Below are 20,095 nucleotides of genomic sequence, written 5' to 3'. Positions count from 1 at the left end.
CAACCATGACTGAATCTAAAACTAATCTCAATCTTTTTGTATGCGTTCTTACTTATCCTGCGCCTACTGGAAATTATCGAGGTGAGTCTGAAGAAAACAGAACTATTTTACAAAAGATTATTAAACAAGGACAAAAATATGCCGTTATTAGTCCTGAATCTATGCGAAATGCACTGAGAGAAACTCTGATTTTACTTAATCAACCTAATAATCGTACTCGTATACATGACGAAGATCAATTAGCAGTAGAGTTCAAAGAATATCCTAATGCCCAAAAGTACGCTGATGACTTTTTATTTGGCTATATGGTTGCACAAACTAATGATGTCAAAAAAATGAGAGAACTCAACTTATCTCCTAAAAGAGATAGCATTTTTCGGTGTAATCTAGCTGTTGCTTTGAGTCCTTATAAGTATGATGCCATTTTTCATCAATCTCCTCTCAATGCCAAGACCAAAAATAACGAAAAAACTTATTGGAAAAATGCCTCAACCTCGGCTTTACTGCATCGAGAAGTAACCCATACTGCCTTTCAATATCCTTTTGCTTTATCACAACGAGATTGTTTAGAAAAACCCGAATGGATAAGAGCTTTATTACAAGCGATCGCACAATTAAATGGTGTAGCAGGAGGACACGCCAGAGCTTATTATGAATTTGCACCCCGTTCAGTTGTCGCACGTTTAACCCCTAAATTAGTCGCCGGATACAAAACCTATGGATTTGAAGAAGACGGCAGTTTTCCTGAATTAAATCGTTTAGGTAAACGAGATCTCGACGACTGTGATTTACCAGGGGATGAATTTTGGATTGGGGGTGAAATTGTGCGTCAAATGGATGAAAATGAATTGTTGAATTTAACTGAAGCCGGAGTTCACTTATTCAAAAATCCTGATCAATTATTTGATGCTATTGCCGATGAATTTTTAGGAGGTGTTAAGAATGTTTCTGCTGCTTAAAGCTCCTTTTGCCTCTTTTCGTCCTTTTCAGTCGGGTTCATACCGCTCAACTACACCTGTTCCTTCTCCTTCTGCAGTTTATGGGATATTGCTTAATTTAGCAGGAATTGAACAGAGAACAGCGACTGATCAACCTATTACGCTGATTCGGGATGATTTGCCTGAAATGGAGATCGCTATTGGTATTCCTAATGATTCCCATTCGGAAACCAGCATTTTATCCCAACAACTTCATAATTATCCCGTTGGTGCATCAGGGAAAGAACTAGCAAAAAAAACTTATGGCAATAAATACTGGATTGCACCAGTTCGTCGGGAAGTATTAGTTGAGTTTTCTCTTATTATAGGAGTAAAAGCTGGTCAAGAATTATGCGATCGCATAATAAAAGGACTTAATGGAGAACTCGATGAACCTCGCTATGGACTAGCATTTGCAGGAGATAATAACTTTTTGTTTGATGAAATTAAAGTCATCCCTGACAAAAATATTCCTTTTGCCAAATGGTATTGTCCTATAAAAGATAATACTCCTCCTAGTCGTGGAATTTGTCGTCTTACTACTTGGATTGATCGCGCAGACAACACTAATACAAAAATTCAAGTCTTTGCACCCCTTTTTTCTAATTCCCCTCCTGAGAACGCTTGGCTTAATTTACCTCCATCAAACGCCTAAAATTTAGTCAATGTCCCAATTTGGGGAGCGCACTAGCCATTTGACCAGAGGTGCTTGTAATATTGAATAGGGGCATCGATAAATTAAGATTTTCAGCCGTCGCTCTGTCTCAACTTTTGATGCCGTAAGGCGTTGATCACTCGATTACGATTGTTTATTCGCAGAAACTGAGGTCTGTCTCAACCTTTGATGCCGTAAGGCGTTGATCACATAATCATATTCACTTTGAGATTAAGTCTCCTTGTATCTGTCTCAACCTTTGATGCCCTAAGGCGTTGATCACTCTATTAAAGTCTTTAATTAGAATTATTGGATTAAACTGTCTCAACCTTTGATGCTGTAAGGCGTTGATCACTAGACCGCTTAAAAAGTATTACAGTATTAATATTAAATAATTATGATATTTTGTTATTTTAGCAACAAGCCCCAAAAAAAGTAACACACTATACAAAAATTACCCTAAATTATTGAGAATTTATAGCAATAATCAACGATGAAATGCGGGTTGACAAGATCGTGAAATTTGGTATAATTAAAATGTCTTTTTATAGAGTAAAGTGGATACGTACTGACTAAAAATCCACTCAACCCATTGCCAAATGTGAGTTCTAAAACTGTACCCTCAAACTTTATTACCACTCAACCCCTTCATCGTAGTGGAAAAGCAGCAGAGCAAATAGTATGGGAAGCTATACAAGGAGCATTTTACCACAGAAAGTGTCTCGGTTACTGGCGTTATCCGATTTTTTCTCTTAGGGGAAAGTCTCGTCAAGAACCGGATATCCTCATTGCGGATGCAGAGTTAGGGTTAATTATTATTGAAGTTAAAGCCATTACTGCCGATCAAATTATTAGTATTGAAGGACATCGGTGGAACTATCAAAACTTTTATGTAGTTTACGGAAATCCTTATCAACAAGCAGAAAACCAATTATTTAGCTTATTAGAATACATTCAACAAGAACCCATCCTGAACAATCAAGTAACCAGTAGAGTCTTAGTTGCTTTACCCCTAATAACTGAACAACAATGGGAAGAAAAAGGTTTTAAGAAACTGCCAAATAATCCCCCTATTCTCTTCAAAAACCATTTAGTCTCATCTGAATTTATTCAAAAAACTATTATGGATACTCCTTCAGTTGTTCCTGGAAAAGTTTTAAGTGATCAACAATGGAATTTATTACTGTCAATCTTATCAGGAACTGCGGTTTTTTCTTCATCTCATCATAAAGTTTTAAGCCATCCTGAAAGTAAAGGAAAAGTTTTAGAAAAAGTGCGACTGCATTTATCAAAATTTGATTTACAACAGGAAAAAATAGCTAAACAAATACCACCAGGATGTCAACGAATTAGAGGAATAGCCGGATCGGGAAAAACTGTCTTACTCTGTCAAAAAGCAGCAATAATGCACCTAAAATATCCTAATTGGAAGCTCGTATTTATCTTTTTTTCTCGTAGTCTTTATGACGAAATTATTCAACAAATTGACCAATGGATGAGATATTTTAGTCATGAACAGCAACATTATCAAAAAAATAATCCATATTTACAAGTCTTTCATGCTTGGGGTTCTCATCAACAAATGGGATTTTATCGTTATCTGTGTCAAGTCACAGGAGTTATGCCATTAAGTGTTAATGAAACTGGGATACAAAAACCCAATGAAGCATTAGCTGAAGTCTGTGTTGACTTATTACAAAAAACAGGGATACCCCAAATATTTGATGCCATTTTAATTGATGAAGGACAAGACTTAATAAGTGATACTTGGAGTTATCAAGGCAAACAACCTTTTTATTGGTTAGCTTATCAAGCATTGCGTCCAAGTGATCCTATGTCTCCTGAGCAAAAACGCTTAATTTGGGCTTATGATGAACTGCAAAGTTTAGACACAAATAAAATAGCAAACGCTACAGAATTATTAGGAGAAGAATTAGGAAATTTAGTCACCGGAAGCTATGGCAATGAAATTAACAAAACAGAGATCATGTCTACTTGTTATAGAACTCCCCATCCGATTATTATAGCGGCTCATGGGTTAGGAATGGGATGGTTAAGACCAGGAGGAATGTTAACCGGAATGACTCATAAAAAAGAATGGGAAACCTTGGGTTATCAAATAGAAGGAAATTTAGTATCAGGAGAAAAAATTACTATAAAAAGACATCATAATAATTCTGTTAATCCTTTACCATCAATGTGGAAAGATTCTCTACTTAAATTTAATATCTATTCATCGAGACATCAAGAAATTATAGCTTTATCTCAACAAATTAAACACAATTTACGCTATGATGGATTGAGACCAAGTAGAGAAATTTTAGTCATTATTTTAGGAAGTTCTTATGAAGCGAAGCAAAGACAAAAACAAATTGCTAATTTCTTAAATAGGCAAGGAATCGACATTTTTATTCCGGGAACAGAAAAGTGTAATCAATGGCCCGATGATAGTAATTCTAATCCTAATAAATTTTGGTGTGAAGGTGCTGTAACTATTTCTCAAATCTACAGGGCAAAAGGACATGAAGCAGATATGGTTTATATTGTGGGATTGGATGAATTAGGCAAAGCTGAAAATAATTTATCATTGCGCCATCAATTATTGATCGCCTTAACTCGTTCTAAAGGATGGGTTAATTTAAGTGGAATAGGTCATTATCCCTTTTATCAGGAAGTCAAAAAAGTAATAGAAAATAAAGAAAATTTCACCCTGACTTTTATGAAGCCAAAACAACGAGAACTAAGAGTTACGGATACAGGAGAATTATTATATCGTTATGGGTTAGGAGAAAGAAATTTTAAGCAAGCAAATTTACAAAATGCCACCCTACAAAAACTTAATTTAAGTGATATTAATCTTATTGGGGCTAATTTAGTACAAGCTAATCTGCAACAAACAGAACTTAATCGTGCTAAATTAGTAGGGGCAGATTTAAGTAGTGCAGATTTAACTCAAGCAAGTTTAATTAAAGCTAAATTAATAGGAGCTAATTTACAAGACGCTAACTTGACAGGGGCAAATTTAAACGGGGCAGATTTAAGGGATGCTAACTTAACAGGGGTAATATGGGAGGGAAAAAGTTAACTGATAACAACAATAATTAATTTTTCAGATACAATTTAAGCGAGTCAATCATTTAACTAATATGACAGAAAACCAAAATAATCCCTTTTTTACACTTAACTATGAACCGGCCTTAGAACATCTAGGGAATGATTACTATGACCAGGTTTTCGCTGCCGAATTTCCCCAACATATTCTGCGTTTTCGGAATAATAAACTATTACCTTTATTAGGGTTATCTCCTGCAACGGTAGAAGATTGTCATTTTATCGAAGCATTTGGTAAATTTAAAGGAATTCGTCCTTTTCTTGCCTTGCGTTATCATGGCTACCAATTTGGAGAGTATAACCCCTTTTTAGGAGACGGTAGAGGATTTCTCTATGGACAAGTACGAGGGATAGACAATCATTTATATGATTTTGGCACTAAAGGGTCAGGACAAACCCCTTATTCACGGGGAGGAGATGGGAGATTAACATTAAAAGGAGGTGTCAGGGAAGTATTAGCTGCTGAAGCATTACAAGGTTTAGGGGTGAAGACATCACGGTGTTTAAGTTTAGTTGAAACTGGAGAAGGATTATGGCGAGGAGATGAACCGTCACCGACTCGTTCTTCTGTTATGATTCGTATGAGTCATTCTCATATTCGGTTTGGAACTTTTGAAAGATTATACTATCTCAAACGTTCCGATTTAATTCAAAAATTATTAGATCATGTTATCCATATTTATTATCCAGAAATTGAAGACTCTCAGCAAAAATATCATCAATTTTATCAGCAATTAGTCAAAAGAGTTGCCCAATTAGTTGCTCAATGGATGGGGGCAGGATTTTGTCATGGAGTATTAAATACAGATAATATGTCTATTACGGGGGAAAGTTTTGATTATGGCCCCTATAGTTTTATTCCTACTTATGACCCTAAATTTACCGCCGCTTATTTTGATTATGGGGGACGTTATAGTTATGGAAATCAACCCTTTATTTGTCGGTTAAATTTGGAGATGCTACAATTACCTTTTATGACCCTTCTTTCTCCTTTTCAATTAGAAAGTTCTTTAGATAAATTTGAAGATTATTATCAAAGCTATTATTGTCGATTTATGCTTAAAAAATTGGGATTTGAGCAAATTTCCGGTTTTGATGCAGATGATTTATTAAAGAAAACTCTACAGGTTTTGCAAGAAAGTCAAATCGGTTATCACTACTTTTTTAGACAATTAGCTGAACAATTTAATGAGGGATGGTATCAAGATAGTTCTTTGATTTTGGAAAATAGTGAATTACCTCCCGCAGATTGGAAAACTTGGCGAGAAATTTATCATACAATTTTACAGAAACTTTCCCAAGAAGAAAGAGAAGAAGTGAAAACAACTCTCTATAACTATAATCCTAAAATCGCCTTACTTAGACCTTTAATTGAATCAATTTGGGAAGCAATAAGTGTAGAAAATAATTGGCAACCATTTAATAACTTAGTGCAACAATTACAGGAAAAATAGGGAGTAGATAAATGAGATTAGTACTTTTAGGTGGCCCCGGTTCAGGAAAAGGAACTCAAGCAAAACGTCTGAGTCAAACTCTTAATATTGCTATGGTTTCGACGGGAAATATTCTTAGAGAAGCTATTGACAAAAAAACAGAATTAGGCTTAAAAGCTCAAGCTTATGTCGAAAAAGGAGAATTATTACCCAATGAAATAATGATTCAATTTATGACTAATTTCTTGTTAGAGAATGAATCAAAAAACGGCTGGATTTTAGAAGGATATCCCCGCACATCCTTTCAAGCAGAGGAATTAGATTTTTTGTTAGAAAAGATCAATCAATCCCTTAATTATGCCATTTATTTAGAAGTTAATAATACAGTAATGAAACAAAGATCATTAACCCGATCTCTAATGGATGATCAACCGGAGATTATTGAACGTCGTATTGAATTATTTAAACAGCAAACGATTCCAATTTTAGAATATTATGAAGGAACTAAACGACTATTAACAATTTCTGGTGAACCATCCTCAGAAGTGGTCGAAAAAACGATTTTATCTGCTCTTTGACACTCCCGCCGTTAACCGCTTGGGCGGTCTAACGGGGGATTCTTAAGCTCACACTTAAGAGTTTCTGCTTCACAGACTCTTGGCTAGACATCGCTGCCCCCGCTAGACCGTCTCCACAGACATTTTCGGATACGCTAAGCCCTAGCGCATAATCTTCTACACCACGATTTCTGATAACTTGTGCTGCTGCTACATCTCTATGGGTACAATAACCACATTCAGGACAATTATGTTCTCTTTGGGATAACAGTTTTTTATCTGTATGAAACCCACAGTTGGGACAAATCTGAGATGTATGATTTTTATCAACTTTGGCGATAAAAACATCTCGTTTCCATGCTACCCATTTTAAGATGGTGACAAATTGTCCAAAAGCAGCATCTAAAGTATGCTTTCCCAACATTCCTTTTGCCCATTATCTTCACTGATAACAGTTAACTGATAACTGAGTTCTACCGAACATAGTATATAAAACTATTAGAAATTATGGGCTTAAACCCGCTCAGGGTTAAGCTATAAAAACAAAACCCGCCTACGCGGGTTTAATTTAGCCTCCCTTCAGGAGGCTTCGTTCCTATAGTATCAGACATAAGGTCTGTGGTCTAGACAGAGTGGGATCTGTAAATCTTTTTCTAGAATGTTATATTATTTGTGGTAAAAAGCAGCTAATTAACAATCTATGATCAATATAGAGGAATTTCAGACAAATGCCATTTAATCAAACATTAATCTCTTTGTCCTTAGTCTGTTGGACTGTTGCCCTACCTTTAGTCAGTTTACAAGGACAAGCGATCGCCTCTGATGTGACGGCGGAGTCTTCTGGAACCGTCCCAGAAAAAACCTCCCCCATTGTTCCGGGAACTCCCCCCCAAGTAACTCCCCCAACTCAAAATAAAGTAATAGCAACCCAATTAGTGCTAAAATTGAAAGAACGTCGGGTGTATGCTTACCAAAATGATCGAGTTCTTGCTAGTTTTCCGGTTGCCGTTGGGAAAAAAGGCTGGGAAACCCCTAAAGGTAATTTTAAAGTCATGCAAATGATAGAAAATCCCCAATGGCGCAACCCTTGGAATGGTAAAGTCAGTCCTCCAGGCCCCAAAAGTCCTCTAGGAGAAAGATGGATCGGTTTCTGGACTAATGGCAAAAATTACATCGGTTTTCATGGAACTCCAGGAGAAAACGTCATGGGACAAGCAGTATCTCACGGATGCGTCAGAATGCGCAACAAAGATGTCAAAGCCTTATATGAGTTCGTGCAAATTGGTATTCCTGTAGTTGTTCAACCCTAAATCTTGCCGTTAAACTCGAAATAGGAGGGAATCAATAACTGAATTTCCCTCTTAATCCCAATAAAGTTGATTTTAAGAGGCTGTTATGGCTGCTGTTGTCAAATCTCCCTATACAAAAAAACAAATTACAGCTTGGTTACGGGCATTATTAACTATTGCTTGGGCTGACGGAAACTACGATGCCCAAGAACAAAACTTAATTGCCCAACTTACTCAAGATTTAGCCCTAGGGGAACAAGATCGGGTTATATATCAATCTATCACTCCAGAAGAATTAGCTGAAGTGTTAGGGGAAGATAAAAATACAGGGGAAAACTTCTTAAGAACTGCAGTTTTAGTAGCGATCGCTGATGGCATTTACTCCGAACCTGAAGCCAAACTTCTACATCAGTTTAGTCAAGCCTTGGGACTGAAAATAGATGCCTTAGAAGTCCTGGAACATACCCTGTGTGAACCCATTAAACATTATGATGCCGAAGGGGCAACAAGTGGCTTAAGTAGTCCTCCTCATCCTCATCCTGATCTGTTACATCCCCTGAAAGACTGGCTTGATGGCATGGACATTCATGATCCACGTCTGGCAAGATTTATTTGTAAAATGATCCCCTCTCAATGTCCATTTGAACGAGATATTAAATTATTTGGTCATAAAATCGTTCATATTCCCCCCTTATGTAAACTAAATCCTTTATACGAACAATTGGTAGGGTTACGCTTTCGTTCCTTATGTTATCTATCGGATGATTGTAAAGAAGATATCTCTGAATACATTTAAACTTATATTCTATGCAATTTATTGATCACGCTGAAATCGAAGTCGAAGCAGGAAAAGGAGGGGATGGCATTGTTGCCTTCCGACGGGAAAAATATGTCCCGGCTGGAGGGCCGTCCGGAGGCAATGGGGGCCGAGGAGGTTCGGTAATTTTAGTAGCGGTGAATAACCTACAAACCTTACTAGACTTTCGTTATTCTCGTCGTTTTAAAGCCGATGATGGCAAACGAGGCGGCCCGAATAACCGTACTGGGGCCGGTGGTGATGACTGTATCGTAGAAGTGCCTTGTGGTACTATGATCTATGAAGCCGAAACAGAGGAAATTTTAGGGGATTTGGTGGAAAATGGGCAAATGTTATGTGTGGCCCAAGGAGGAAAAGGAGGTATAGGCAATAAATACTTTTTGAGTAACCAAAACCGCGCCCCTGACTATGCTTTACCAGGGTTAGAGGGAGAAATCCGACAATTGAGATTAGAACTCAAATTATTGGCAGAAGTGGGCATTATTGGCTTACCTAACGCCGGCAAATCGACCTTGATATCTGCCCTTTCCTCTGCCCGTCCCAAAATCGCTGATTATCCCTTTACGACTCTAATTCCCAATTTAGGAGTAGTGCGTAAACCCACAGGAGATGGGACAGTATTTGCGGACATTCCAGGACTAATTGAAGGGGCCCACGAAGGTGTAGGATTAGGTCATGAGTTTCTGCGTCATATTGAGCGCACCCGTTTACTGCTGCATTTAATCGATGGAACTGCAGATGATCCTATCCACGATTATAAGATTATTCAAGAAGAATTAACAGCCTATGGACGGGGATTAAGCGATCGCCAGCAAATTATTGCTATTAATAAGATTGATGCAGTAGAACCCGAAAACCTCAATTTAATCAGCCAACAATTAACCGAACTTACTTCACAAAACATTAAACAAATTTCGGCGGTGACTAGAAGCGGACTTGATGAACTGTTACAAATGGTTTGGCAAGCATTAGATCAGGCCAATGTTACAATATAATTTGATGGGGGTGGGTTCACGCGATATTAATTGTAGAAAAAGGCGGCGAGTATGTCCCAAAGACACTTATCCACGACAGAGGATACCTCTCCTCATGCTTCCGCAGCCCAAGCGATAGAATGGAGAGAAGTGGGTCGCCTGATGCTGAAGTATTCTTTACCCATTAACCCCATCAGTACCCAACCCGATGAAATGGGGGCTGATTTAGATCGGTTTAAAATATCTTTAGCATTGATTCAATTAAATCAAGGTAAAGTAACAACAGGAAGTTTGTTACCAGGGTTTTTTACTAATTCTACTTTCCAAATTCCTGTTAGTCAGATCTATCAAGAAGAAGAATTTTTTGAACAGGTATTACAATTAGGAAAAAATGGCACCCAAGGGCGTAAAATAGCCATTATTGGGGAATCAGGGTCTGGTAAAACCCTAATGCTACAAAAAATTGCTCATTGGGTTTTAGAACAAACAGATGATATACCGATTTGGGTTTCTCCTACTATATTAAAAACGAGTTCATTAAGAGAATATCTCTACGAAAAATGGCTATCTCAAGCTTCTAACTATTATAAGGGAGATACTGTTCCCATTATTAATTGGCAAGAATCTTTTGAAAACCTCTTAAATAGCGGTCATATTTGGTTTTTATTAGATGGGATGGACTATTTATTTGCAGAAGGTGAGAGTCAGTCTCCTTCATCTACCTTGGAATATTTACAACAACAACTCCAAGGATGGATAGATAATAGTCAAGTCATTGTTTCTTGTCAAACTCAAACTTGGCAAACTCAAACTCAAACATTATCCCATTATGAACTGTATAAAACAGAAGAATTGTCTTATCCTGTGGGAGTTCAGCAATTTATTGAGCAGTGTTTCCGTCCAAGTGTCAGTTTTTTGGAACAAGCAGCCGAAACTGAAGATTTAGTCCGTCAATTATATCGAACCCTTGATGAATTAGGCAACCTATGGATTGATGATCTCATTAAAAATCCCTTACGTTTAGCTTTATTGTGTCGTTTGTGGCAAAAATCACCGGGACATTTACCTCAAACAACTGCCCAACTTTATCAACAGTTAATCAAAGAATTTTATCAATGGCAAGCCGAAAATATCACCACTACTCCCCAACAACAACAACAGTTAAATAACGCTTTGACTACTTTAGCTCTATCTGCTCAATGTCAGGGGGAATGGTCTTCTATTATATCTCAAAAGATGATTGAGGATAGTTTAGGAGAAGAATCTGCTTGGGTTAAGTTAGCCGTTCAGTTAAAGTGGTTAGTCCCTAGAGGAGTTATTGGGGAAACCGGAGAAAATTATTATTATAGTTTCGGCGATCGCAGTTTTCAAGATTATTTTGCGTCTCTAGCAATTGATGATTGGAAGTTTTTTTTCGAGCAACCTCATAAGGCAATATCTGAACAAGAATTCCCAATTTTTGACCCTCAGTGGCAAGGAATTATGGGTTTTTGGTTAGGACGAGAAGATATCGATATTGAGCAAAAAGAAGCCTTTATTCAAGCTTTAATAACTTTCTGTGATGATTGTGGCCCAGTTAATTTTTATGGGTTACGGGCTTATTTTTTGGCTGTCTCCATTGTCAAAGAATTTTCGACTTGTTCTTATGGCCCTGAAATGAGTCAACAATTAATAAAATGGGGTTTCGAGACAGGGGGAAGTAACTCTGAAAATCTATTTTCTCAGAACCCCTTAGTTGATTATGCGCGAGAATCTATTAAACAATTTATTCCCTCTTTAGCTATTGAGTCTCTGTTTAATTTAATTGAATCTCCTCAAGATCACCTTTTACCATCAGAAGGGTTTCATTATTTAGCTATGATTGGTAAAGGAAACCCTCTGGCCATTCGTAAAACTGGTCAATATTTGAAAAAATTTCCTTCGGAATCTTTGGGTTGGTTAGCAGCAGAAACATTAGGTATTATTGATCCTGGTAATTCTCAAGCGATCGCTACTTTTATTAATCTTATAGAAACACAAAAAACTGAACAAGTCCGTCAGATTGGTTTTTCTGGGTTAGAAAAAATTGGTAAGAAAAATCTTGAGGCTATTAATGCTTTAGTATATTTGCTTCATGATCAACCTTCCCCCGCGTTAAGAAGACGAGTATTTCAGTGTCTAGAAGTGATTGGTCAAGGTAATGCTACTGCGATCGCGGTTTTAGTTCAATTAATTCGTACTATTAAAGATGGAGCAATTCGCCGACAAACGGCCGAAAGTCTGGAAAAAATTGACCCTGGTAATCCAACGGCGATCGCGGTTCTGATACAATTAACGAAACCAACCACTCCAGAGGTGATTCGCCGTGAAGCTGTCTATAGTCTCGGAGAAGTCTCTCGAGGCAATGCTCAAATCATTACGGCTTTGGTTAATCTTTTAGGGGATACTGAAGATATTTATACACGTTGGATAGCTGTTAGTAGTTTAGGAAAAATCGGGACAGGTAATCGAGAAGCTATCACAGCCTTAGAACAATTGTTAGTGTCTGGAGAGCAATTATTATTACGCAAAGAATCTTTAGATAGTTTAGGTAAAATCGCCCCGACAAATCCTAAAATTATTGCAACTTCTATTGAGTTAATGCAGGAAACGAATGATGAGGCTACTCATCGAGAAGTAGCAGAACATTTAGGCAAGTTTGATCCGGGGAATCCTGATGCGATAAGTGTTCTGCTCGAATTATTGCAAACTTCAACGAATGAATTTACCCGTCGTCAAGCGGCAGCCAGTTTAGGTAAAATTGATCCTAATAATTTAGAATCTTTACGGACTTTGATCCAGTTAATCGGGTCAACACAAGATAGAGATATTCGTAGTTTAGCTACTGAAAGTTTAGGGGAAATTGGACTTAATAATCCAGCCGCGATCGCTACTTTAATTCGTCTGCTTCAAAGGAGTACTAATTTAGAAACTCGTCGTTGTGCGGCTAAAAGTTTGGGTAAAATTGCTCCAGGTAATAAGGAAGCGATCGCGGTTTTAATTAAACAACTGCAAACAGTAAAAGATTTATCTGTGCGAATGGAAGTAGCTCATAGTTTAATGGCTTTAATATCAGTTTCCCAAATGTCTCAGATGGTGACAGAATTACGAGATTACTTGTTTAATGAATCAGAAAGTAAACAGCCTGATTTAGCTTGTTATCAAGTTCTTTGGCACTGTTCTCATCATTTATCCTATGCACAATTCTATCAAGCTTGGCATCAAAGTCCTCTATCTACTGACCTTATTAAAACTAAAAATAAAGAGGTTAAGGGGATTTCTTCGTCTGTTTCTTTCACAAAATTTAATTCGACTCTTTCTTTATTAGAACAATTACAACAAACTATTAAACAACGTCAGGAGTTTGAGAAAATTCATCTAATTTGGATTGATAGTAGTCGATTTATTGAGCCTGATAATCCTTTAATTGATATTTATGATCAAATGTTAGAACAAGGTTGTTCTACTTTTGAATATGGTCTTCCTGAAACAATGGCTAAATTACGACTTTATTGGAATATTTTACAACGTCATGCCCCTAATACTCAGTTTATTTGGTTGTTTTATGATCCTTTTAATACTTCAAATTTATCCCATAATTTGTTAGAAATGTTGAGGAAATTTCAAGGCGCGATCGCAATTATTTCTCAAGAATATATTGCTGAATTAACTAACTTTATTATCAAAGATAATTTAATTGAAGATATTATTAAATGGATTGAAGAACAAGTTACATAGATAAAATTTAAGGCTCTCCCGTACCTGTGATGATAACAAAATCTTATATATCGTAGGGTGGGTTAGGCGCGGGCTATAATTTGTGAATTCTAATCTAGTTTTCCTGTCCGCGCCGTAACCCACCTGTTGAAAACCTTAAAGGGTTAAGCTATAAAAACAAAACCCGCCTACGCGGGTTTAATTTTTGCATCCGAAGGGAGGTTTCGTTCCTATAGTATCAGACATAAGGTCTGTGATGTAGACGTTGATTTAACATAACTTGTTCGGTAGAATCACACTTTATAAGGCTAAAGTTGCGGAGAACCCAAAAATGTTAATTGTACAAAATGAAAAGATGCTTGACTTAATCAAGTATAATTATACAGTAGAAAAAATTCACAAAATTGTTGAGTTTCTAGACAAGAAAAATACACTTAATTTCTTTCCTCTTTCGACAGGATTGTTTTCTGCTGCTGTAACAACAGAAGAAACTGAATACACTGGTTATCAGCAAGTTTGGGTTAGAGATAATATCCATGTTGCACACGCTCATTATGTTTTTGGAGACTACAATACAACAATTAAAAATCTGAATTCTTTAATGGAATATTTTAAAAATTATAGACAAAAATTTGAGCGAATAATCTGCTTTCCAAGTCTAGCTAATAATGTTATGGAACGACCTCATGTAAGATTTGATGGGGAAAAATTACAAGAAATAAATGAGAAGTGGTCTCATGCTCAAAATGATGCTTTAGGTTATTTTTTGTGGCTCTACTGTAAATTATTAAATGAAGATTTGTTAATAATAGAAAAAGAAAATATTGACATTTTAGCTCTTTTCCCTCTATATTTTAACGCTATTTCTTATTGGAAAGATGAAGATAGCGGTCACTGGGAAGAAGAACGAAAAATAGAAGCCTCAAGTATTGGAGTAGTTATAGCAGGACTTAAAGCTATTAAAAACACATTTATTAAATACCATAATATATCACAACATCTTGTCTACAAAAATGAATTTGTTACTATTGATTTTCTGGATAAATTAATTCAAAAAGGCACAAACGCATTAAATGAAATATTGCCCTATGAATGTAAAGAAGCGGGGGAAAAAATGAGGAAATATGACTCAGCATTACTTTTCTTGGTATATCCTCTAGAAGTTGTTGAGGGTGAAATGGCTGATCAAATTGTTCAAAATGTAATTAATAATCTTCAAGGTGATTACGGAATTAGAAGATATCTGTTAGACTCATTTTGGGCTGCTGATTATAGAACAAGACTTTCTCCTGAGCAAAGAACGGCTGATATTAGTGATGATATGTCTTATCGTAATTCATTGATTCAAGAAGGACAAGAAGCTCAATGGTGCATTTTTGATCCCATTATTTCAGTCATTTTTGGACTTAAGTTTCAACAGACACAGCAAGAGAAATATTTAAAACAGCAAATATTTTATTTAAACCGTTCTTTGGGACAAATAACTGAAGAAAAATCCAGAACAGGTGAGTTTAAATGTCCAGAACTTTATTATCTAGAGGATGGTAAATATATGGCTAATGATGCAACTCCTCTCCTCTGGACACAAGCAAATTTGAGAATAGCTTTGAAGAAAATGGAAGAAAACCTACTTTAATTAGGGCTTATTAAACGATTTTTCTAGTGCGATTACTATTATTAAATTAAGAACTACTTTTTGACATACATTAGTGATCTGTTCTTAACTTTGTGTCTTAAAGTCCTAAACTTCGGTTGTGTTGATGTCAAAAACGATGTATCATAGCATCTGACAATTTAGAAGATGGGTTTATTGGTGTTGATTCTCACTGTCGGCAATTAGATGCTATAAGATAAGTTAAGCGTGTAACACACTATACCCATCAATCATACTAACAAAAAAGAGATGGAACTCAAACAACCTATTTATAGAGGAGGGAATCAATTTATTGCCAAACCAAACGAAGTAAAAACTGACCCAAAAACAGATTTTGTTAAACCGACTAATGGCATTTCTGTTCATCTAGATCCCAATAAAGTTCGGCGTTTTGGAGGAGCTTATAAAATTATTTACTTGCCTGATACTTTAAAAATTATCCAAAGAGGGCGAGATCTACAACATTATGAAATTGTTCCTCGTGCCGCCAATTTATTAACCTTTAGACAGTTTAACGAAGAACTTAGAAAAATTCAAGTAATTGAGGAGGAATAGCACCAATGAAAGATGATATAAAATTAACTTTTCAATATGGATGGGAAGAAAAAGACGACGAAGAAACGCCAATGAAAGGCTATAGAAGTGACGGGATAGTTAAGACTTCAGAGGGAGAATATTCGGTTTACTTTATAGATCCCATTCGCTTACAGCAAGACTTAGAAGCAGAAACAGAATTAGGAACTCCTTTTTTAGCTGAACCTGGCTTAATTATCCTCCCCGAAGTTACTCGTGAGGGCATGGAAAATGCGGTGAAAAAGTTGTGGGAGCAAGGTTACTTCAAATGCCTTAAATATTTAAACGCAGAACAAGAAACGATAGAAAAAACAACGGTGATCGCCTGATATTGTAAATTAGGTTTCATTGTATTTAAAACTCCTGCTCTGATTTTTAAAACTTAATTAAACTGAAATTTTACTGCGATCAGTTAAAATTTCATACCCTGTTGCTGTCACTAATACAGTATGCTCAAATTGAGCAGAAAGCGCATTATCAACCGTTACAACTGTCCAGCGATCGCGTAAAATACGAGTATATTTTGACCCTTGATTAACAATAGGTTCAATGGCCAATGTCATCCCTGCGCGTAATTTAACATTGGGTAATTCTCTAGTACGATAATTAAAAACACAAGGTTCTTCATGAAGATTACGACCTACTCCATGACCCGTATAATCTTCTACTACACTATAACCAGATTTTTTTATTTTATCTTCAATTGCTCCGGCAATATCTAATAAATAATTGCCCGCTTTAACCTCTTTAATTCCTGCATATAACGCTTCTTCTGCTACTTGAATTAAACGAGACGCTTTAGACGAAACTTTACCGACGGCAATGGTAATACAAGAATCACCATGATACCCTTGATAATAGGCTCCTGTATCCACTTTTAACACATCTCCGCTTCTAATTTTCTTTTTTGGGTTAGGAATACCATGAACCACTTCCTCATTGATAGAAGCGCAAATAGAGCCAGGAAAACCATGATATCCCTTAAAACTAGGAATTGCCCCCATTTCTCTAATTCTACGTTCCGCATAAACATCTAAATCCCCTGTTGTCATCCCTGGTTCTACCATCGCTTGAATTTCTTGGAGAATAGTCGCTACAATCTGAGCAGATTGACGCATAATGGCGATTTCTTGAGGAGACTTGGTTTCTATACCCCGACGACTTTTTTTAGGTCGTGGTAATCCAATTTGGGGCTGTTTTTGAGGTTTCTCCTGAGTTTTGCTGGAGGAGGAAAAAAGATTACTAAAAATGTTCATTCTGGAAGATTAGTATGTGATTTTGTGAGTAGTAATTAGCCAAAAATTTCAATTATGAGAACATCTAAGCCGCAGCTTGGGGTGGGAGTTTACGAATTTCTGAATAAAAGGCCGTTTGACTAAACCCATTACGTGCTTTTGTTAAACTGGTACGCAACCGTAAATTAGGACTAGCAAACGATAAACGTTCTTCTAAATAGTTGTTATTATCTTCTAAGGTTAAAGTTAAGGCTTCATCTTCTCCTAAACTGTAATTACCTAATTTAGCGGGTAAATTAGAATTACCTACTTTCCTTAAAATTCGCCCTATTTCTGGTTTATTAACGTCAGGAATAAAAATAATTATTGCTGAACCAATTTGTTTAGGTTTTCCCCAGTCAGTGGATGTATCCCAAGTAATTTTTTGAGCGCCAATAGTTGTTTTGGAATTGATCTGATACTGTTGACACAAGGAAAAGACTTCTGTATGATCTCTCTCTAACCATTCAACTATCAATTCTGATTTATGACTCTCAGCTTTTTCCTGTTGAAAATAATAGATACTACGCTGAGAAAACCATTGTCCGACACATAAATCTAAAAAAGCTTGAATGTCCATGAGTAAATCGCTTTTGTTTTCTTTATTAAACAATAAACGGCTGATTGATCACAATCAACCTTTCTCATTGTAAACCATCTGTGGAACTCAAATCTGTTGTCCTAGCTTTTCCAAAGAAAATATCGCCGCTTGACTGACTTGGAAATGAGCATCTTTAGCCAGAAATTTCAAGGCTGAGATACTTTTATCTGTTTCTAAGTTACCTAATGCTTCTGCTAACCGTTGTCGAATTAACCAGTCTTCTGAACTAGCAAAGTTTAAAATAGCCTCAACCGCATCAATGGCTTTGATCTCTCCTAAAGCGGCGATCGCGGCTTGTTGTACTACGGTTTCCTGACTCTCTAAGGCGTTTAATAAGACTTCTTTGGCGCGAATATCTTGTAAATTGCCCAAAGATACAGCAGCACTAAAACGTACTAACCATTGAGTGTCCTCATAAAAGGCTCTGACTAGTGGTTCAAAGGCCCTGCGATCTTTTAAATATCCTAACGCACCTGCCGCATCGGCGCGAATGCCATAGTCTTTATCGGTTTCTAAGAGTTTGACTAGGATGGGGAAGCATTCGTCAGTTTGTTTGACTCCCAAGGCAAAAACCGCCATTGAGCGCACTGGGAGCATTTCGTCGTTCAAAACCTTCTTAATTAAGGGTACAGCGTCTTCTGGGGACACTTCTCTTAAGGCAGCTAAGGCTAACAAGCGATCGCGGGAGTTTTCGCTGTCGAGTTGTTGGGAAATTTGTTCTAAACTGGTGTTACTCATATTTGTAATATTTTTTAATATTTTCCTTCATTGTAATGATTTTTCACAGGATAAGACAAGGTATTCACGAATACTTAAGTATTTTTTTTGACTATAATGTTAATTATTAGTTGACTTATTGACAAGACTATGCTTTTGAATACTTATTGTTTTACCCTGTTTAAAAAACTTAGTTACTCTAGCTTTTGGTTTTATTGTTGTAATTATATCATTCTTTTTGCCAAACGGTAATACTTTTTCGTAATGCAGTTCTTCCAAATTTACCCATTTGTTGACTACTGTTTCCTTTCCTTTGGGGCAAAATATATATAGTAATTGGAGAAAACCCAATCTTTTCTGCTATCTCTGTAAAAAATGTATCGATCGGAATAATTTCTCCACTATATTTAACTAAATCATTGACTAAAATAACATAGGTTCCTTTTTTACAAGTTCTATACATTTCCAGAATTACAAAAGTTAATTCAATTAAATAATCTTTAACCATTAAAACAATTCCTTTATTATTTACTTCTCCTCTTTCCCATCTTTTTTCTAAAGCATTATTAATTTCTTGAAATGCTTTACTTTCATTGAGAATTTTTTGACAATATAAAAATCTATGATGTTGTCCCAAAGAAGTATATAGCTTTTCTAAACTTTCTAGTTTTGAACGGTTTTCTACTGTACAAGATAATTGATTTTGACGAAGTTGACGGATTTCTTGTTCATTAATACCTAAGTAAGCTAATTCTAGCCCATAGGTTCTAGTATAATCATAACGATTACAGTAAGGAGGTGAACTAATTACACCAGAAAATTTTTCATCTTCAATGGTAGGAAGTAAATCTAAGACACTACCTTGAATAAAATCTTGCTTACTTTTATCATCCATTAAATTACTCATTTTGCTAAACTTAATATCATCAAAAACTATATTTAAAGATTTTACTAAAGATTCTTTTACTGAGGGTATATCTCCTTTATTAAATATTTTAATATTTTTTTTGTTTTGAATTAATCTTGTTTGATTTCTTTGTTGAATTTTTTCAGAACGATAATCCCACCTTAGATATTGTCCATCCTTTCTTGTATAGCTTACTTCTTCAAGAATACTCATTAATATCATCTTTAATAAAATTCTTGTTTCTTGGGAAATATCTAAGTTTTCAATCCACTGATAATAAAACATTAAATCATTTTCTATTTCTTGAGAAAAGGCAAATTGTGTTATTTTGAGATGGGGAAAAGTTAAATCAACTTGTTGAGGGATATTAATTTCAATGAGTTTGATTATTTTTTCTAATTCTTGTAAATTATATTGAGCAATCTTAGATTTAGCTTGCCAAATTAAATGACAAATAGGCAAAATTTCAAACCCAATGGCATTAATTCCTAAAGACTTAGCCACTAACAAAGTTGTTCCTGAACCGCAAAAAGGTTCTAATAATGTATCACCAGATTTAATCCCAAATTTTTTAATAAGATTTTTTACTAATTCTTCTGAAAAACCTTCTTTATATTTAAACCATCCATGAATATTTTTTCCTTTATTTCCTTGAAAACTCACTATTTTTCGATTATATTCATTGGTTTCTTCAAAAAGATGTGAATATTTATTTTCTAATAACAATCTTGCTTGATCAGAAGATACTTTATTCTCAGAAAAATTTGATATTATTGCTGATTTATTAGATTGTTTACTATCATTAAAAGGTAAACTAAGCT

At 35.9% G+C, this 20,095-nt stretch carries 16 protein-coding genes and 1 pseudogene; 12 read left to right on the top strand and 5 right to left on the bottom strand.

Going from position 1 to position 20,095, the window contains the following annotated elements:
- Window positions 1–5: 5 nt before the first annotated feature.
- From AsFPU1_RS21825 to AsFPU1_RS21805, 5 genes are all read left to right on the top strand, one after another.
- On the top strand, window positions 6–959 hold the full coding sequence (locus AsFPU1_RS21825; protein ID WP_124976811.1) for a type I-B CRISPR-associated protein Cas7/Cst2/DevR: 954 nt from the start codon (window positions 6–8) through the stop codon (window positions 957–959).
- Entirely contained in the window at window positions 943–1,632 is a 690-nt protein-coding gene (cas5, locus tag AsFPU1_RS21820; protein ID WP_124976813.1) for a CRISPR-associated protein Cas5, read from the top strand. The genes AsFPU1_RS21825 and cas5 overlap by 17 nt, the downstream gene beginning before the upstream one ends.
- A gap of 601 nt (window positions 1,633–2,233) precedes the next feature.
- Complete coding sequence (locus tag AsFPU1_RS21815) at window positions 2,234–4,717, top strand: pentapeptide repeat-containing protein (protein WP_124976815.1); 2,484 nt, start codon at window positions 2,234–2,236, stop codon at window positions 4,715–4,717.
- A 61-nt stretch (window positions 4,718–4,778) separates the two neighbouring features.
- Window positions 4,779–6,197: a protein adenylyltransferase SelO gene (locus tag AsFPU1_RS21810; RefSeq protein WP_124976817.1), complete on the top strand. Its 1,419-nt coding sequence runs from the start codon at window positions 4,779–4,781 to the stop codon at window positions 6,195–6,197.
- Window positions 6,198–6,208: 11 nt separating this feature from the next.
- Window positions 6,209–6,754 carry an adenylate kinase family protein gene (locus AsFPU1_RS21805; RefSeq protein ID WP_124976819.1) on the top strand — a complete coding sequence of 182 codons (546 nt, stop codon included), beginning with the start codon at window positions 6,209–6,211 and terminating at the stop codon, window positions 6,752–6,754.
- Window positions 6,755–6,782: 28 nt separating this feature from the next.
- On the opposite strand, the pseudogene AsFPU1_RS21800 reads toward AsFPU1_RS21805, so the two are convergent.
- Window positions 6,783–7,169 (bottom strand): annotated as a pseudogene (locus AsFPU1_RS21800) (zinc ribbon domain-containing protein); the annotation flags it as partial.
- A 292-nt stretch (window positions 7,170–7,461) separates the two neighbouring features.
- Between AsFPU1_RS21800 and AsFPU1_RS21795 the strand changes: the two are divergent.
- From AsFPU1_RS21795 to AsFPU1_RS21765, 7 genes are all read left to right on the top strand, one after another.
- Entirely contained in the window at window positions 7,462–8,043 is a 582-nt protein-coding gene (locus AsFPU1_RS21795; RefSeq protein WP_124976823.1) for a L,D-transpeptidase, read from the top strand.
- Window positions 8,044–8,128: 85 nt separating this feature from the next.
- A complete protein-coding gene (locus AsFPU1_RS21790; RefSeq protein ID WP_124976825.1) occupies window positions 8,129–8,818 on the top strand; it encodes a Mo-dependent nitrogenase C-terminal domain-containing protein in 690 nt (229 codons plus the stop codon).
- Between the two features lie 11 nt (window positions 8,819–8,829).
- Window positions 8,830–9,834 carry a GTPase ObgE gene (gene obgE, locus AsFPU1_RS21785; protein ID WP_124976827.1) on the top strand — a complete coding sequence of 335 codons (1,005 nt, stop codon included), beginning with the start codon at window positions 8,830–8,832 and terminating at the stop codon, window positions 9,832–9,834.
- A 51-nt stretch (window positions 9,835–9,885) separates the two neighbouring features.
- Entirely contained in the window at window positions 9,886–13,569 is a 3,684-nt protein-coding gene (locus AsFPU1_RS21780; RefSeq protein WP_124976829.1) for a HEAT repeat domain-containing protein, read from the top strand.
- A gap of 310 nt (window positions 13,570–13,879) precedes the next feature.
- Window positions 13,880–15,184 (top strand): glycoside hydrolase family 15 protein, encoded by a 1,305-nt coding sequence (locus AsFPU1_RS21775; RefSeq protein ID WP_125061189.1) that lies wholly within the window; start codon window positions 13,880–13,882, stop codon window positions 15,182–15,184.
- Between the two features lie 267 nt (window positions 15,185–15,451).
- Window positions 15,452–15,757, top strand: coding sequence for a hypothetical protein (locus AsFPU1_RS21770; RefSeq protein ID WP_124977278.1), 306 nt, complete (start codon window positions 15,452–15,454; stop codon window positions 15,755–15,757).
- 5 nt (window positions 15,758–15,762) lie between these two features.
- Window positions 15,763–16,104, top strand: coding sequence for a hypothetical protein (locus AsFPU1_RS21765; protein ID WP_124977276.1), 342 nt, complete (start codon window positions 15,763–15,765; stop codon window positions 16,102–16,104).
- 57 nt (window positions 16,105–16,161) lie between these two features.
- Here the strand turns inward: AsFPU1_RS21765 and map are convergent, their stop codons facing one another.
- The 4 genes from map to AsFPU1_RS21745 all read right to left on the bottom strand — a co-directional run bounded on the left by map (window position 16,162) and on the right by AsFPU1_RS21745 (window position 20,000).
- Window positions 16,162–17,031 carry a type I methionyl aminopeptidase gene (map, locus tag AsFPU1_RS21760; protein WP_124977274.1) on the bottom strand — a complete coding sequence of 290 codons (870 nt, stop codon included), beginning with the start codon at window positions 17,029–17,031 and terminating at the stop codon, window positions 16,162–16,164.
- Between the two features lie 64 nt (window positions 17,032–17,095).
- On the bottom strand, window positions 17,096–17,629 hold the full coding sequence (locus AsFPU1_RS21755; protein ID WP_124977272.1) for a phycobiliprotein lyase: 534 nt from the start codon (window positions 17,627–17,629) through the stop codon (window positions 17,096–17,098).
- Between the two features lie 87 nt (window positions 17,630–17,716).
- Window positions 17,717–18,388 carry a HEAT repeat domain-containing protein gene (locus tag AsFPU1_RS21750; RefSeq protein WP_124977270.1) on the bottom strand — a complete coding sequence of 224 codons (672 nt, stop codon included), beginning with the start codon at window positions 18,386–18,388 and terminating at the stop codon, window positions 17,717–17,719.
- Between the two features lie 208 nt (window positions 18,389–18,596).
- Window positions 18,597–20,000 (bottom strand): DNA methyltransferase, encoded by a 1,404-nt coding sequence (locus AsFPU1_RS21745; protein WP_174715392.1) that lies wholly within the window; start codon window positions 19,998–20,000, stop codon window positions 18,597–18,599.
- Between the last annotated feature and the right edge of the window lie 95 nt (window positions 20,001–20,095).

This window comes from Aphanothece sacrum FPU1 (assembly GCF_003864295.1).
GTDB classification, from domain to species: domain Bacteria; phylum Cyanobacteriota; class Cyanobacteriia; order Cyanobacteriales; family Microcystaceae; genus Aphanothece_B; species Aphanothece_B sacrum.
The sequence above is the reverse complement of the archived record's forward strand: the minus strand, read 5'-3'. Positions and strand labels throughout refer to the sequence as shown.

Bases quoted from the DNA above. Each gene is read 5' to 3' on its own strand.
- AsFPU1_RS21825 (WP_124976811.1), top strand. From the start codon at position 6: ATGACTGAATCTAAAACTAATCTCAATCTTTTTGTATGCGTTCTTACT.
- cas5 (WP_124976813.1), top strand. From the start codon at position 943: ATGTTTCTGCTGCTTAAAGCTCCTTTTGCCTCTTTTCGTCCTTTTCAG.
- AsFPU1_RS21810 (WP_124976817.1), top strand. From the start codon at position 4,779: ATGACAGAAAACCAAAATAATCCCTTTTTTACACTTAACTATGAACCG.
- AsFPU1_RS21805 (WP_124976819.1), top strand. From the start codon at position 6,209: ATGAGATTAGTACTTTTAGGTGGCCCCGGTTCAGGAAAAGGAACTCAA.
- AsFPU1_RS21795 (WP_124976823.1), top strand. From the start codon at position 7,462: ATGCCATTTAATCAAACATTAATCTCTTTGTCCTTAGTCTGTTGGACT.
- AsFPU1_RS21790 (WP_124976825.1), top strand. From the start codon at position 8,129: ATGGCTGCTGTTGTCAAATCTCCCTATACAAAAAAACAAATTACAGCT.
- obgE (WP_124976827.1), top strand. From the start codon at position 8,830: ATGCAATTTATTGATCACGCTGAAATCGAAGTCGAAGCAGGAAAAGGA.
- AsFPU1_RS21780 (WP_124976829.1), top strand. From the start codon at position 9,886: ATGTCCCAAAGACACTTATCCACGACAGAGGATACCTCTCCTCATGCT.
- AsFPU1_RS21775 (WP_125061189.1), top strand. From the start codon at position 13,880: ATGTTAATTGTACAAAATGAAAAGATGCTTGACTTAATCAAGTATAAT.
- AsFPU1_RS21770 (WP_124977278.1), top strand. From the start codon at position 15,452: ATGGAACTCAAACAACCTATTTATAGAGGAGGGAATCAATTTATTGCC.
- AsFPU1_RS21765 (WP_124977276.1), top strand. From the start codon at position 15,763: ATGAAAGATGATATAAAATTAACTTTTCAATATGGATGGGAAGAAAAA.
- map (WP_124977274.1), bottom strand. From the start codon at position 17,031: ATGAACATTTTTAGTAATCTTTTTTCCTCCTCCAGCAAAACTCAGGAG.
- AsFPU1_RS21755 (WP_124977272.1), bottom strand. From the start codon at position 17,629: ATGGACATTCAAGCTTTTTTAGATTTATGTGTCGGACAATGGTTTTCT.
- AsFPU1_RS21750 (WP_124977270.1), bottom strand. From the start codon at position 18,388: ATGAGTAACACCAGTTTAGAACAAATTTCCCAACAACTCGACAGCGAA.